Annotated in this window: 12 protein-coding genes; 5 read left to right on the forward strand and 7 right to left on the reverse strand. The window is 73.6% G+C overall.

All coding sequences use genetic code 11. The annotated features are described in order from the left end of the window. Nucleotides 1–65: 65 nt before the first annotated feature. Complete coding sequence (locus ACGFML_RS34875; protein WP_393549684.1) at nucleotides 66–1904, reverse strand: endonuclease/exonuclease/phosphatase family protein; 1839 nt, start codon at nucleotides 1902–1904, stop codon at nucleotides 66–68. Between the two features lie 215 nt (nucleotides 1905–2119). Here ACGFML_RS34875 and ACGFML_RS34880 point away from each other — a divergent pair, with 215 nt between their 5' ends. Beyond that, nucleotides 2120–3607: a hypothetical protein gene (locus ACGFML_RS34880; RefSeq protein ID WP_393549685.1), complete on the forward strand. Its 1488-nt coding sequence runs from the start codon at nucleotides 2120–2122 to the stop codon at nucleotides 3605–3607. 163 nt (nucleotides 3608–3770) lie between these two features. Further along, nucleotides 3771–5222: an alkaline phosphatase PhoX gene (locus tag ACGFML_RS34885; RefSeq protein ID WP_393549686.1), complete on the forward strand. Its 1452-nt coding sequence runs from the start codon at nucleotides 3771–3773 to the stop codon at nucleotides 5220–5222. On the opposite strand, the gene ACGFML_RS34890 is transcribed toward ACGFML_RS34885, so the two are convergent. After that, nucleotides 5185–6111, reverse strand: a complete 927-nt coding sequence (locus ACGFML_RS34890; RefSeq protein WP_393549687.1) for a class I SAM-dependent methyltransferase — start codon at nucleotides 6109–6111, stop codon at nucleotides 5185–5187. The genes ACGFML_RS34885 and ACGFML_RS34890 overlap by 38 nt on opposite strands. A gap of 65 nt (nucleotides 6112–6176) precedes the next feature. Here ACGFML_RS34890 and ACGFML_RS34895 point away from each other — a divergent pair, with 65 nt between their 5' ends. After that, nucleotides 6177–7190 carry an MsnO8 family LLM class oxidoreductase gene (locus tag ACGFML_RS34895; protein ID WP_393549688.1) on the forward strand — a complete coding sequence of 338 codons (1014 nt, stop codon included), beginning with the start codon at nucleotides 6177–6179 and terminating at the stop codon, nucleotides 7188–7190. Between the two features lie 33 nt (nucleotides 7191–7223). Here the strand turns inward: ACGFML_RS34895 and ACGFML_RS34900 are convergent, their stop codons facing one another. The 3 genes from ACGFML_RS34900 to ACGFML_RS34910 all read right to left on the reverse strand — a co-directional run bounded on the left by ACGFML_RS34900 (nucleotide 7224) and on the right by ACGFML_RS34910 (nucleotide 9744). After that, nucleotides 7224–8444, reverse strand: a complete 1221-nt coding sequence (locus ACGFML_RS34900) for a TerD family protein (RefSeq protein WP_393549689.1) — start codon at nucleotides 8442–8444, stop codon at nucleotides 7224–7226. A 73-nt stretch (nucleotides 8445–8517) separates the two neighbouring features. Beyond that, nucleotides 8518–8790: a GlsB/YeaQ/YmgE family stress response membrane protein gene (locus ACGFML_RS34905; RefSeq protein ID WP_393549690.1), complete on the reverse strand. Its 273-nt coding sequence runs from the start codon at nucleotides 8788–8790 to the stop codon at nucleotides 8518–8520. A 144-nt stretch (nucleotides 8791–8934) separates the two neighbouring features. Further along, complete coding sequence (locus ACGFML_RS34910) at nucleotides 8935–9744, reverse strand: NAD-dependent epimerase/dehydratase family protein (protein ID WP_393549691.1); 810 nt, start codon at nucleotides 9742–9744, stop codon at nucleotides 8935–8937. 204 nt (nucleotides 9745–9948) lie between these two features. Between ACGFML_RS34910 and ACGFML_RS34915 the strand changes: the two genes are divergently transcribed. Continuing rightward, entirely contained in the window at nucleotides 9949–10947 is a 999-nt protein-coding gene (locus tag ACGFML_RS34915) for a 5-dehydro-4-deoxyglucarate dehydratase (RefSeq protein WP_393549771.1), read from the forward strand. Beyond that, nucleotides 10947–12182: a hypothetical protein gene (locus tag ACGFML_RS34920; RefSeq protein ID WP_393549692.1), complete on the forward strand. Its 1236-nt coding sequence runs from the start codon at nucleotides 10947–10949 to the stop codon at nucleotides 12180–12182. Before ACGFML_RS34915 ends, ACGFML_RS34920 begins: the two co-directional genes overlap by 1 nt. A 7-nt stretch (nucleotides 12183–12189) precedes the next feature. Here ACGFML_RS34920 and ACGFML_RS34925 read toward each other — a convergent pair whose 3' ends face one another. Together ACGFML_RS34925 and ACGFML_RS34930 are read right to left on the reverse strand one after the other, a co-directional pair. Continuing rightward, on the reverse strand, nucleotides 12190–12756 hold the full coding sequence (locus ACGFML_RS34925; protein WP_393549693.1) for a hypothetical protein: 567 nt from the start codon (nucleotides 12754–12756) through the stop codon (nucleotides 12190–12192). 225 nt (nucleotides 12757–12981) lie between these two features. After that, nucleotides 12982–13752, reverse strand: a complete 771-nt coding sequence (locus ACGFML_RS34930) for an IclR family transcriptional regulator (RefSeq protein WP_393549694.1) — start codon at nucleotides 13750–13752, stop codon at nucleotides 12982–12984. Nucleotides 13753–13819 lie beyond the last annotated feature (67 nt).

The following is a 13819-nucleotide window of genomic DNA, read 5'->3' on the forward strand; positions in this document are numbered from 1 at the left end:
CCCCGGGTGACGATCGGCGCCCCCGACGGGGCCGAAGGGGTGACGGGCCGGTCACCTTGTGTCACCTACGGCTTGATGCGCAGCACCTGGGGATCGTGGTCGCTGGCCTGGTCGGCGTACTCGGCGTTGATGTGGACGATGTCGTAGTCGGTCGCGGTCAGCGCCCGGGTGGTGAGCATGTGGTCCAGGACCTGGGAGTTGCCCTGGTAGACGTAGCCGTACCGCTCGCCCTTCGGCAGCCCGGTCACCAGGTCGCTGAGCGCCCCGCCGCTCGTCAGCTTCTTCAGGGCGGGCGAGAACTGGTAGTCGTTGAGGTCGCCGACGACCACCGCCCGGGCCTTGGAGTCCTTGGCCAGCAGGTCCTTGACGAAGGCGTTGACCAGCCCGGCCTGGGCGGTGCGCTGGGTCTCCGAGCTGCGGGCCGGCGGCTGGTAGCGGCTGTCCAGGCCCTGGTCGCCGCCCTTGGAGTTGAAGTGGTTGGCGATCACGAACACCCGGCTGTCCGGCCGGCTCTTCAGCGTGAACTGGCCGACGAGCGGCTTGCGGCTGGTCTTCCACGCCGGGTCGGTGGGCGCGATCCGACCCGGTGAGGCGGACAGGCCCGCCTTGCCGTGGTCGTCGACGACCTTCACCGGCGTGGTCGCGTCGCCGCCCTTGACGTCCGTGAACGCCGCCCGCGCGGGGTTGAACAGGAATACCGTGCGGATGTTGCCGCCGGGCTCCCCGCCGTCCTGGTCGTTCTGCGGGTCGATCTGCCGCCACTCGTACGCCGGGCCGCCCGCCGCCTTGATCGCGTCGGTCAGCTTCTTGAGGGTGGCTCCGGCGGTGACCGTGCCGTCGTCGGTGGCGCCGTTGTCGTCCTGGACCTCTTCGAGCGCGACCACGTCGGGCGCCGACAGATTCTTCACCAGCGCCTTGGCCAGCCGGTCGAACTTGGCCTGCGGGGTGGTGGGGGAGAGGTTCTCGACGTTGTACGTGGCCACGGCCAGCTCGCCGGACTTCTGCTTGCGGGTGCTCTCGGGGGCCGGGCCGTGGTCGGTGACCTTGCCCAGCCCGGTGGCCTGGAGGGAGTAGCCGCCGAAGTTGTCGTAGTCCAGCGGCCCGGTGGTGGTGCCGGTCAGCTCGTCGCCGACATCGGCCTTCGGGAACGGGTGCTCCGCGAGGGGGAGCAGCGACTGCACCTTGACCCGGCCGCCGTTGGGGTCCGCGTACGAGCCGTAGCGCGTGCCGCCGCGCGGCGTGCGGTTGTGGTCCGGCTCGGCGGTCACCCACAGCTCGTTGTGGGTGTTGGTCGCGCCGACGACCGGGGAGCTGCCGACCGAGACCCGCATGCCCTCCAGGGACTCGTAGCGGTCCAGCGCGTACGAGGAGGGCGCCAGCTTCCGCGACTCGATGCTCTTGCCGCCCGCGTCGGGGGCGTAACCGTCCGGCACGGAGGCCGGGTTGAGCTTGAAGGCGGCCGGCAGCGGGGCCTTGGCGGCGGTGACCTGCCAGGTGGCGTCGGTGATCTCGGTGACGGACTGCAGCCCGGCGTCCTTGCCGCCGGGGTAGTACTCGCTGACCGTGCCGGCGAGGGTGGCCGCGTCGCCGACGGAGACCTTGGGGGTCTCCTTGCCGGTGAAGACGAACACGGCCTCGCTGGTCGCGTCGTTTCCGTCCGGGTGGGGGTCCTGCATCCAGAAGCCGCGCGCGGAGCCGAAGGAGCGGACCGCGGTGACCGTGCCCGGCACCCCGCTGACCCGTTTCCCGGCGAGCGGGGATATTCGGGTACTGCCCTGGATGTCGTGGATCCGGGTGCCGGCCGCGTGGGCGGACTGGGTGGCCGTGATCAGACCGCCGGCGAGGGCGGCTGCGGCCACCGCGCTGATGGCGGCCGACCTGCGGAGCGAACGACGGGACGGCATGTGGTGCCTCCGAGGAGTATGGGGGGTGTGAGAGTGCGTGCGGAGCGGGACCGGCGCTCGCTACGCGCGTCAATCTCTGTTCTGCATACGGGAGTTGTCAAGGTTCTCCCGGTGGCCGGGAGTCGGCGAGGGGGTGAACCGCCCGAGATACGGCGAATTCCGTCTACGCTTGGGCGTCGCACGCGCCCGCAGTCCCACAAGGAGCTGAGCCCCAGATGTCCGCAGACCGCCCCACCCTGCCGCCGGTGCGGCTGCACTCCGAAGCGGAGCTCGCCCGGGACGCGCTCGGCGCCCCGCTGATGGCCCGCGCCGCCCGCCTCGCCCGCTGGGCCGAGCGGGGCGTGCCGGTCGGCGTCGGCGGCGAGATCCTCCACGAGGCGCTGGGCGCCGCCACCGAGCACCTGGGCCTGACGGACGACGAGGACGGACCCGCCTACGCCGCGGAGGCATGGCAGCTGGCGGTGGACACCGGGCTGGTGGAGATCGAGGAGCTCCCGGAGTCGGACGAGGAGGCGGACAAGGGCGACGCGGCGGTCGGCACCGCCACCCCCGGCGAGGAGCTGGGACTGCTCACCTCCGGCAGCCCCCACGACATCCTCGACCTCTGGCTCGAGGGCATGGAGACCGTGCTCGCCGACGCGGCGGCCCCGGACCTCTCCGACATCGCCGACCAGATCGCCGAGGGCGGCGAGGTGGATCTGGACGCCCTCGACTGGAATCCGGAGGAGGAGGCAGAGCTGCTCGACGGCATCCTCGGCAACCTCTACCTGCTCACCGCCCTCAGCGAAGCCCCCGACCAGGACGTCCCGCTGCCCGCGCTGGCCGCCTCCATGATCGTTCCGGACGACATGGAAGAACCCACCGACGACATCCTCGAAGAGGTCTCCGAGGCGATGATGCGCCTCGACGACCAGTTCCGGGTGCTGGAGCCGATCGGTCTGGTCGCCTACCGTCCGGTCGACGAGGCGCTGATCGAGGAGCTGGACGAGCAGGGCGAGACCGTGACCTCCGCGGAGCCGCTCACCGACGAGGACGTCTCCCGCTACGGCATGGTCCGCCTCACCCCGCTCGGCGTCTGGGCCGTCCGCGCCCGGATGCTGGACGCCGGAGCCCACGCCCCGGCCGTCGGCGACCTCACCGACAAGGGCGCCGACGTCCTCCTGGAGGCGCTGCCCGACTACCCCGAGGCGCTCGCCCAGGCCGAGTCCGAGCGGTGGCTCGCCGCCCGTGCCCCGCTCGACGCCTCCCGCGACCTGCTCGGGGCCGCCCGCGGCGACGACGCGCGGGCCCCGCTGCGCCGGCTCGCCGCCCAGCAGGCCCTCTCGCTGGTCCCGCCCGAGGCCGAGGGTGCGCTGCGCGAGGTCCTCGACGACCGCCAGCTGGGCGGCCTGGCCCGGGTCTGGCTCGCCGAGCGCTCCCTGCCCGGCATCCCCGAGCCGTCCCAGGACATGATCTTCTGGCTGACGGTGGACACCATCGCGGCGCAGCTGGACAGCGCGGACGACGAGGCGGCGGCCGAGCTCCGGGACCTCGTACAGAGCCTGACCGAACAGCACAGTGGGTTCTTCGACACCGCCTGGCGGGTGGACCACCCGGCCACCGCGGACGTCCTGGAGGCCATGGGCCGGCTGCACCCGGACCGGAAGGCCGCCAAGGAGGCCCGCAAGGCCGCCTTCAAGGCGCGGTCGCGACAGGCGGGCTGAGGCGGGGCGCGCACGGCGGGTGGCCGGACGGCCACCCGCTGCCGGGTGCGAAGGGCAACCGCTGCCTGGATGTAGGGCCACGTTCAACTGGAGTTCGATGTCGCACGAGAGCGTGTGCGGCGCAGGCACAGGGGAGCAGAAACCGGCCGTCCAGGAGATGACCATGCCACTCACCCGGAGAAACTTCGCCAAGCGTTCCGCGCTCACCGGCGCCTCGGTGGCGCTGGCCGGCAGCGTCGACGTCCTCGCCACCGCGCCCGGCGCCATCGGCGAGGAGGTCCCGGACACCGGGCCCGACGGCACCGCGGACGGTCGCGCCGCCGGCTACGGCCCGCTGCTCCCGGACGCCGACGGCATCCTCGCGCTGCCCGCCGGGTTCGCGTACCGGATCATCACCCGGACCGGTGTGACCCGGCTGGAGAGCGGTGAGTCCACCCCCTCCCACCACGACGGCACCGGCACCTTCGCCGGTCACCGCGGCACCACGCTGCTGGTGAACAACCACGAGCTCAAGGGCCCGCGTGCCGACTGGCCGCACCCGGTGCCGCTCGCCGCCGGCCTGGTCTACGACCCGGCCGCGGCCGGCGGCTGCACGGTCGTGGAGGTCGCGAGGGACGGCTCGCCGGTCGGCGAGTGGGTGGGCATCGCCGGTACGTCCACCAACTGCGCGGGCGGGACCACCCCGTGGGGCACCTGGCTGACCTGCGAGGAGACCGAGGACAAGGCCGGCCGGAACGGCATGACCAAGGACCACGGCTATGTCTTCGAGGTCGACCCCCACGACCGTAAGGCCGGCCGTCACCCCAAGCCGATCAAGGCGCTGGGCCGCTACGCCCACGAGGCCGTGGTCGTCGATCCGCGCCGCGGTCACCTCTACCTGACCGAGGACGCCTCCGGCCCCAACGGACTGTTCTACCGCTGGACCCCGCCCAAGGGCTTCGAGCACGGGCGCGGCCGACTGCGCACGCTGGCCGACGACGCCGGTGTGCTGGCCGCCCCCAAGTGCTTCGACTCCGGCGGCCGGTTCGTCGACGACCTCTCGCGCGCCACCGAGGCCGGCACGGTCTACGGCGTCGACTGGATCGACGTCCCCGACCGCGACGCCCGTACGGTCTCGGTCCGCAACCAGTTCGGCGCGGGGGAGGTCACCCGCGCCCGCAAGCTGGAGGGCATGTGGTGGGCCGACGGCGGCGCCTACCTCGTCTCCTCCTACGCCCGCGAGGAGAGCCCGGTGCGGCACGACGGCCAGGTGTGGTTCTACGACCCGCGCCGCCGGACGCTGACCCTGAAGGTCCTGCTCGGCGTCAACCCCGACCCGGGGACGGACGGCGCGCTCGACGGCCCCGACAACATCACCGTCTCGCCCTACGGCGGGTTGATCATCGCCGAGGACGGCGAGGGCGTCCAGCACCTCTTCGGGGCCACCGAGGACGGCCGGACCTATCCCGTCGCCCGCAACGAGCTCAACATCGGGACCGCGGACGCACCGGAGTTCAGCGAGTTCACCGGGCCGGTCTTCTCCCCCGACGGGCGCACGCTGTTCGCCAACATCCAGGAACCGGGCATCATGCTGGCCGTCACGGGGCCGTGGAAGCGGATCCGCCGGCAGAAGTAGCGGCGGCGGAGGGGGCCGCGGCCGTGATGACGTAGTAGTCCAGCAGCCCCGCCCGGTATGCCGTCAGATAGCGCCGCGGCCAGTCGTCCCGCAGCTCCGGCCGCTGCGCCATGTAGCGGTCGTACGGCTCCCAGACCGCCTCGCCGATCGCCCCCACCCGGACGTCCCGCAGCCCGGCCGCGGACAGCACCTCGCGCACGTCGCCGATCACGTACGGGACGTCCAGGCCGTCGGCGTACGGGGGCAGCAGCCGGGGCAGTTCGGCGGCGGCCTGCGGGGTGCGGGCGAAGAACGTCGTCAGCGCCAGCCGGCCGCCCGGGCGCAGCACCCGGCCCGCCTCCCGGGCGAAGCCGGCGAGGTCGCGGAAGTGCTGCGCCGCCTCCACGGAGTACAGGCAGCCGACACTCGCGGCGGGCAGCGGGATGCGCTGGGCGGCGCCCTCGACGAAGTCCAGCCGGGCCGGGGCGTGCGGGAGCCCGGCGAGCAGCTCCGCGTTCGTCTCCCGGGCGCGGGCGATCTGGTCCGGGTGGACGTCCAGGCCGGTCACCGGCCCCAGGCCGAACTCCCGCAACGCCAGTGCGCAGCCCAGGCCGCGCCCGCAGCCCACCTCCAGGGCGCTGCGGTCCCGGGTCCGGGGGAAGGTGCCCAGCACCAGCCGGTAGAGGTCCTGCTCGCTGCGGATGCGGTCGGCCTCGCTCAGCGGGCCGTCCGCGAGGCCGGGCACCCGTGCCCAGTACCCGAAGTTGATGTAGCCGCCGGCGAAGGCGGTCACCGTGCTGAGATCGTGTTCGCCGTAGATCGTCGCGACCCGTTCGGGAATGTCCGGCCGCGCTGGACCGTCCGGGTGATCCGGGCCCCGCTCAGCGGGCGGGGGCGGCTGCTGCGCCATCGGACGCTCCTCGTAGTGCGGCGTGGCGAAGGGAATCCTGCGGGCGGGCGGGCGTTGAAGGGGAGGTGAGCTCGACGCTACGGACGACACAATTCTCGGTCCTGGACCGCTCCCGCACCATCGAGGGGCAGCCGCAGGGCGCCGCGCTGCGCGACACCGTGGCCCTGGCCCGGCGCGCGGAGGAGCTGGGCTACCACCGCTTCTGGGTCTCCGAGCACCACAGCGTGCCCGGGGTCGCGGGGTCCGCCCCCACGGTGCTGGCCGCCGCGGTGGCCGCGGCGACCTCCGCCATCCGGGTCGGGACGGGCGGGGTGATGCTGCCCAACCACCGGCCGCTGGTCGTCGCCGAGCAGTTCGGGGTGCTGGAGTCGCTGTTCCCCGGCCGGATCGACATGGGGCTCGGCCGGTCGGTGGGCTTCACCGGCGGGATCCGGCGGGCGCTGGGCACCGGGAAGGACGCCACCGACGACTTCGGATCCCAACTCGCCGAACTCCTCGGCTACTTCACCGGCACGCAGACGGCCCATCCGCAGGTCCACGCCCGGCCCGCCGAGGGGCTGCGGGTGCCGGCCTTCGTCCTGGCCACGGGCGCGGGGGCGCAGGTCGCGGCGGAGGCCGGGCTGGCGCTGGTCGTCGGGGACCTGCGCCGCCGGACGAAGCTGGTGGAGGCGATCGGGGCCTACCGCGCGGCCTTCCGGCCCTCGGCGCTGTGGGAGCGGCCGTATGTGGTCGTCTCCGGGACGGTCGCGGTGGCCGGTACGCGCGCCGCGGCGCGCCGGCTGCTGGTGCCGGAGGCGCGGGCGCTGGCGTACTCGCGGACCCACGGGGAGTTTCCGCCGCTGCGGCCGGCGGACGACGACGGCGCGGCGATGTCCGACCGGGAGCGGGAGTTCTACGACGAGGCCCTGCACGGGCATCTCCACGGTACGGAGGACGAGGTCGCCGGGGAGCTGGCGGACCTGATCGCCCGCACCGGGGCGGACGAGGTGCTGGTGACGACCAGCACCGACGACCGGGCGGGACTGCTGGAGTCCTACGAGCGGCTGGCGCGGGTGACCGGGCGGGCGGGCCGGGGGTGACCGGGGCGTGCCCTGGTCACCCCACTCGTGGGCTCAGAGCGCGGCGCCGCCCGGCTTGATCATCCCGCGTACCGTCCGTGCGTCGACGAATTCGCCCATCGCCGTCATCTCCCACTCGCCGGAGAACTGGCGGATCAGCTTCGCCATCATCACGCCCGTACGCGGTTCGGCGTGGGTGAGGTCGAAGCGGACCAGCTCCTCGCCGCTGGAGGCGTCGCTCAGCCGGCAGTAGGCCTTGGCCACGTCCGAGAACTTCTGGCCGGAGAAGGAGTTCACCGTGAAGACCAGGCCGGTGACCTCCGGGGGGAGGCCGCCGAGGTGGACGGTGATGACCTCGTCGTCGCCGGAGCCGTCGCCGGTGAGGTTGTCGCCGGAGTGCTGGATCGCGCCGCCCAGGATCATCAGCTTGCCGAAGAAGCAGTTGTCGATCTTCTTGCGGTCCGGGCCGTAGACGATGACGGAGGCGTCCAGGTCGATGTTCTTGCCGCGGAAGGCGGGCTCCCAGCCCAGGCCCATCCGGACGGAGCTCAGCAGCGGCCGGCCGCCCTTGACCAGGGAGACGGTCTGGTTCTTCTGCAGGCTGACCCGGCCCTTGTCGAGGTTGATCTTGCCGGTGCCGGTGCCGGTGCCGGGAGCGGCCGGGCCCGAGGCCGGCGCCGCGGGCGCGGCGGCCTGCGGGGCGGCCGGCGCGGGGGGTGCCTGCGGGGCCTGAGGTGCCTGGGGGGCGGGGGGCGCCTGCGGGGTGGCGGCCGGTGCGGCCGGTTCCTCCACGCTGACGCCGAAGTCGGTGGCGATCCCGGACAGCCCGTCGGCGTAGCCCTGGCCGACCGCGCGCACCTTCCAGACGCCGTTGCGACGGTAGATCTCGATGACCACCAGAGCCGTTTCGGCGCCCAGCTGCGGCGGGGTGAAGGAGGCGATCACGCTGCCGTCGTCGGCGTTTCGGACCGTGCCGGTCGGCTCGGTGCCGGCGAAGGTCGCGCCCGGCGCGTCCAGGCTCGCGGTGACCACGATCTTCTCGATGTCCGCGGGCACGGCGGCGGTGTCCACCGTGATGGTGTCGCCGCGGCCGCCGGCCGCCGGGGCGTGGGTCACCCCCGGGCCGTTGGGCTGGTTGTAGAAGACGAAGTCGTCGTCGGAGCGCACCTTGCCGTGGGCAGTGAGCAGCAGGCCCGACACGTCCAGCTGCGCGGGGGCGGTGACGTCCACCGCCACCCGCGCGGCCGGGAGCGGGAGGTTCGAGCCAGGAGTCATAGCGGTCATGTCAGAGGTAACGATCGGCTCGCCTTTGCGGTTCCATTACCCGGCGTCAGCGGTGTGGGCATTCTCAGTGGCGTTCGCGGGAGTTGCCGAACAGCAGCCGGTAGGCGATCAGCAGGACCAGGGCTCCGGCGATCGAGGCGATCCACATGGACGGTTCACCGATGTCCTTCGGGATCGGGCGGTGCAGGATCTTCGTGGACAGCCAGCCGCCGATGAAGGAGCCGGCGATGCCGATCAGCGTCGTGCCGACCAGGCCGCCCGGGTCCCGCCCCGGCAGCAGGACCTTGGCGATGATGCCGGCGATCAGGCCCAGTACGAGCCAGGTGACGATGCCCATGATGCGTTCCTCGTTCCTGCGGGGTCGGTACACAGAGCAGGACGCCGCCGGGGCGGTGCGGGTTCCGTGACGTGGCACGGGCCACGGACCACGGGCGATGAGTGACGGGTCGCGGGTCGCGGGTCGCGGGGCGGCGGGCCACGGTCAGTGCGGCCACCGGGGCGGGTCGGTGCAGAAGGCGCCGCCGAGGTGTGCGTGTTCGGGGTTGCGGGGGTCGAGCTCGCCCTGGGCGGCTACCAGTTCGGCGGCGTACGGCTCGGAGTCGTCCTGCGGCACGTAGCCGAGCGCGCGGGCGGTGGACAGGTCCCACCACAGGCGGGTGTTGGCGGAGGAGCCGTGCACGACGGTGTGGCCGACGTCCGGTGCGGTCAGTGCGGCGTGCAGCAGCCGCGCGCAGTCGGCCGGGCTCAGCCAGATCGACAGCATCCGCACCGACGTCGGCCGGGCGAAGCAGGAGCCGATGCGCACGGACACGGTCTCGATGCCGTGCAGGTCCCAGTAGAGGGAGGCGAGGTCCTCGCCGAAGCCCTTGGACAGGCCGTAGTAGGTGTCGGGCCGGCGGGGGGTGGTGACGGGGATCGCCGCCGAGCCGTCCGGCGGGCGTGGGGTGAAGCCGACGGCGTGGTTGGAGGAGGCGAGGACGACGCGCCGGACGCCCGCCTCGCGGGCCGCTTCGTAGAGGCGGTAGGTGCCCTCGATGTTGGCCCGCAGGATCTTCTCGAACGGGGCCTCCAGGGAGATCCCCGCGAGGTGGACGATCGCGTCGACGCCCCGTACGGCCTCGCGCAGGGCGTCGCCGTCCGCCAACTCGGCGGTGACGGCGTCCGGTTCGCCCTCGACCGGCCGCTGGTCGAAGAGGCGGAGGGTGTAGCCGAAGGGGGGCAGCAGCTCGCGCATCAGGGTGCCGAGGCCGCCTGCGGCGCCGGTGAGCAGGACGGTGCGGGGTGCGGTCATGGCGGGAATACTCCTCCGGCTGAGCTGCATGGCTGCCTGCATGGCTGTGGGTGCGGATGGCATTCAGATGTGTGGACACGGTAGAGAGGCGGTTCTTCGCCGGTCAAGGCGCTTGACGGACCTGCTCAATCCGCTTGCGCGGCGGTAGTCGCGGGACCTTGACCGGTGCGGGACGGCTGCTCTAGCGTATGGATGTTCATGAATATGGACATCAATCAGGGACATGCACAGGTACATGTACGGACCTGCCAGGGAGAGCCCGTGACCTCACACCTGCCGCTCGCCGACCGCCTCGACGGTCTGCTGTTCTTCCCCGTGACCGCGTACGCGCCGGACGGCACCGTGGACGCGCAGGCGTTCCGCGCCCATGTGCGCGACGGGATCGAGGCGGGTGCGGCCGCGGTCTTCGCCTGCTGCGGCACCGGCGAATTCCACGCGCTCACCCCCGGCGAGTTCGCCGAGTGCGTCGCGGCCGCCGCCGAGGAGGCCGCCGGCCGCGTCCCCGTGATCGCCGGTGTGGGCTACGGCACCGCGCTCGCCACCGAGTTCGCCCGCCTCGCCCGGGACGCGGGTGCCGACGGGCTGCTCGCCATGCCCCCGTACCTGGTCGTCGCCGGGCAGGAGGGACTGCTGCGGCACTACACCGAACTCGCCGCCGCCACCCCCCTGCCCGTCATCGTCTACCAGCGCGACAACGCCGTCTTCGAGCCCTCCACCGTCGCGGCACTGGCCAGGACCGAGGGCATCATCGGTCTCAAGGACGGCCTGGGCGACGTCGATCTGCTGCAACGGATCATCAGCGCGGTCCGCACCGAGGCCCCCGACGAGGACTTCCTCTACTTCAACGGCCTGCCCACCGCCGAACTCACCGGCCCCGCCTACCTGGGCCTGGGCGTGCGCCGCTACTCCTCCGCCGTCTTCGCCTTCGCCCCCGAGATCGCCCTCGCCTTCCACCGGGCACTGACCGCCGGCGACCAGGAGACCCTCGACCGGCTGCTGGACGGCTTCTACCGACCGCTGGTCGAACTGCGCAACCAGGGCCGCGGCTATGCCGTTTCGCTCGTCAAGGCCGGGGTGCGGCTGCGGGGCCGGGACGTCGGCGAGGTCCGGCCCCCGCTGAGCGAACCCGCCCCCGCGCACGTCGAGCGGCTCGCCGAGCTGATCGACCGGGGACTGACCCTGGTCGCCGCCCCGGAGGCGTGATGCGCAGCGCCGCCTTCCTCTACCCCTGGGACGTGGTCGGCGACCCCGGGGCCGCCGCACGCCTCGCCGGTCTCGGCGTCCGGCAGGTCACCCTGGCCGCCGCCTACCACTCCACCCGTGCCCTCACGCCGCGCCACCCGCGCCACCGCGTCGTCACCGCGCGGCACGCGGCCGTCCTCTACCCCCCGGACGCCGGCCGCTGGGCGGGCCGGGCGCTGCGGCCGTACGTCCAGGGCTGGGTCCCCGGTGCCGACCCCTTCGACGAGGCCGCGCGGGCGTTGGCCGACGCCGGGCTGGAGGTGCACAGCTGGGTCGTCCTGGCGCACAACTCCCGCCTGGGCGAGGAGCATCCGGACGCCGTCGTGCGCAACGCCTACGGCGACCCGTACCCCTGGGCGCCCTGCATCGCCCGCCCCGAGGTCCGCGCCTATCTCGTCGACCTCGCCGCCGAGGCGGCCGTACGGCCCGGCGCCCGCGGCACCGAGCTGGAGTCCTGCGGCTGGTACGGGCTGGCCCATCCGCACGCCCACGACAAGACCGACGGCGTGCCGCTCTCCGCCGCCGCGCAGTATCTGATGTCGGTGTGTTTCTGCCCGGTGTGCGCCGCCGGATACGCCGAACTGGGCGTGCCGGCGGCGGAGTTGCGCGCGGCGGTGGTGCGCGCCCTGGAGCCCGTGTGGGCGGGCGCGGACGGCGGGCCGCCGGGCCGGGCTGCGGGGGTCCCCCCGGTGGAGCGCGGAGGGGAGTGGGCCGCGGTCGAGACGCTGCTGGGCGAGGAGTGCGCGGGAGTGCTGCGGGCCTGGCGCGACCGGACGGCGCGGACCCTCCAGCGGGCGGCGGTCGCGGCCGTGCGGGACGCGGCGGCCGGCCCGTTCCGGGTGCTGCTGCACGCCGACCCCGCACCGCACCGCTGCGGTGCCAATGCGGGAGTGGACCCGGCGGACGTCCTCGCGCACGCGGACGGTGTCGTCGTGCCGTGCACCGGCGACGACCGGACCCGGGCCGAGGCGCTCGCCCCGTTCCGCGGCCGCCCGGACGGGGCCACCGTCGCCGCCAACCTCACCGTCGTCTCCGGCATGGGCGGCCGCCCCGGCGCGCTGGCCGCCGACGCCGCCCACGCCGCCTCGCTCGGCGCCACCGAACTGCGGCTCTACCATGCGGGCCTGGCGAGCGACGGTGATCTGGCGGCGGTCCAGGAGGCCCTGCGCGAGATCGCGGGTGCACCGGCGGGTTGAGCGCAGATCAGCTCCGGCCGCCTGCGTGCCGGCGCCGCAGGACCCAGGTGCCACCGGCCCCTGCGGCCAGGATCAGGCCCGTACCCACGAGGATCTCGGTGGTGTCGGCGCCCTCGCCCGTCGCGCCGGCGTCGGCATGCGCGCCGGCGCCGGCCCTGACTCCGCCCCTGGGCATCAGGGCCCGGCCGGCGCTGGGTCCGGGGATGCTGTCGTCGGCGTCACCGGCGCTGACCGTGCCGGTGATGTCCCTGCCGTCGGCGCACCTCCCGCCGATGCCGTAGTTGCCCGGCCGGGTGTCGGGCCGGACTCTCACCTCGCCGACCAGCGCGCCCGCGAGCACACCGGGCCGCAGTGTGATGATGCCCCCGCCCAGCGCGCCGGCGTCGACGCGCGCCGACCGGCTGTGTCCGCAGTCCCGGGTGGCCAGCGAGACGCTGGAGCCCGCCCTGGCCGGGTGCGGTGAGGACTCGACCTCGCCGAAGTCGCCGGCCCGCGCCGCGGGTGCGGCGAGCACGAGTGCGGCGGCACCGAACGCGGCACCGGTGAACAGCCGGGTGGAGCGCGGGGACGGCATACGGCGACCTCCACGAAGCGCGGCCGGCGGCACGCCGTTGCGCCACCGGGGGAGAGGTCCGCGCCTCCTGATCCCCGAGCTAATCGGTACGGCGGCGGGCGGGCCCGCCCGGCCGGGACGAATGGGTGAACCCGCTCCCCGGAGGGGGTAACCCGCCCGCCGCCGGGCGGTCACCCGGGCCGCACGAACCCGCACTCTCGCCGCCGCACGGGGGCGCCCGGTACCTCAGAGGCGGCGGGTCGCCAACGTCAGCCGGTCGCGGGCGTCGAAGAGCATGTCCTTGATCATCTGCTCGTGGTCCGGGGTCAGCCGGGCCACCGGCACCGAGCAGCTGACGGCGTCGCGGGCCGGGGTGCGGTACGGGATCGCGATGCCGAAGCAGCGCAGGCCCAGGGTGTTCTCCTCGCGGTCGACCGCGTAACCCTGCTCGCGGACCGCGTGCAGCTCCTCGATCAGCGCCTCGCGGTCGGTGAGGGTGTGCTCGGTCAGCGCCGCCAGGGTGCGCGGCAGCATCGCCCGTACCTGGTCGTCGGTGTAGGTGGCGAGCAGGGCCTTGCCCAGCGAGGTGGAGTGCGCCGGCAGCCGGCGGCCGACCCGGGTGAAGGGGCGCAGATAGTGCTGCGACTGGCGGGTGGCGAGGTAGACGACGTTGGTGCCGTCCAGACGGGCGAGGTGGATGGTCTCGGTGGTGTCGTCCGAGAGCCGGTCCAGGGTGGGACGGGCCGCGGCCACCACCTCGTCGCCGTCGATGTACGACGTGCCGACGAGCAGGGCGCGGACGCCGATGCCGTAGCGGGTCCCGGTCGCGTCCGTCTCGACCCAGCCCAGGTCGACCAGGGTGCGCAGCAGCATGTAGAGGCTGGACTTGGGGTAGCCGACGGCTTCCTGGACGGAGGCCAGGCTGTGCATTCCGGGGCGACCCGCGAAGTACTCCAGCAACTCCACCGTCCGCACCGCGGACTTGACCTGCGATCCACCGGTGTCGGCAGCTGACATCGCCCTTGACCCCTCTGTTCGGACAGCCCTAGAGTCCCCGGTATTCACCATCTGGGACGATGTTCAG

The sequence above is a fragment of the Streptomyces sp. NPDC048650 genome (assembly GCF_043199095.1).
Lineage (GTDB): Bacteria > Actinomycetota > Actinomycetes > Streptomycetales > Streptomycetaceae > Streptomyces.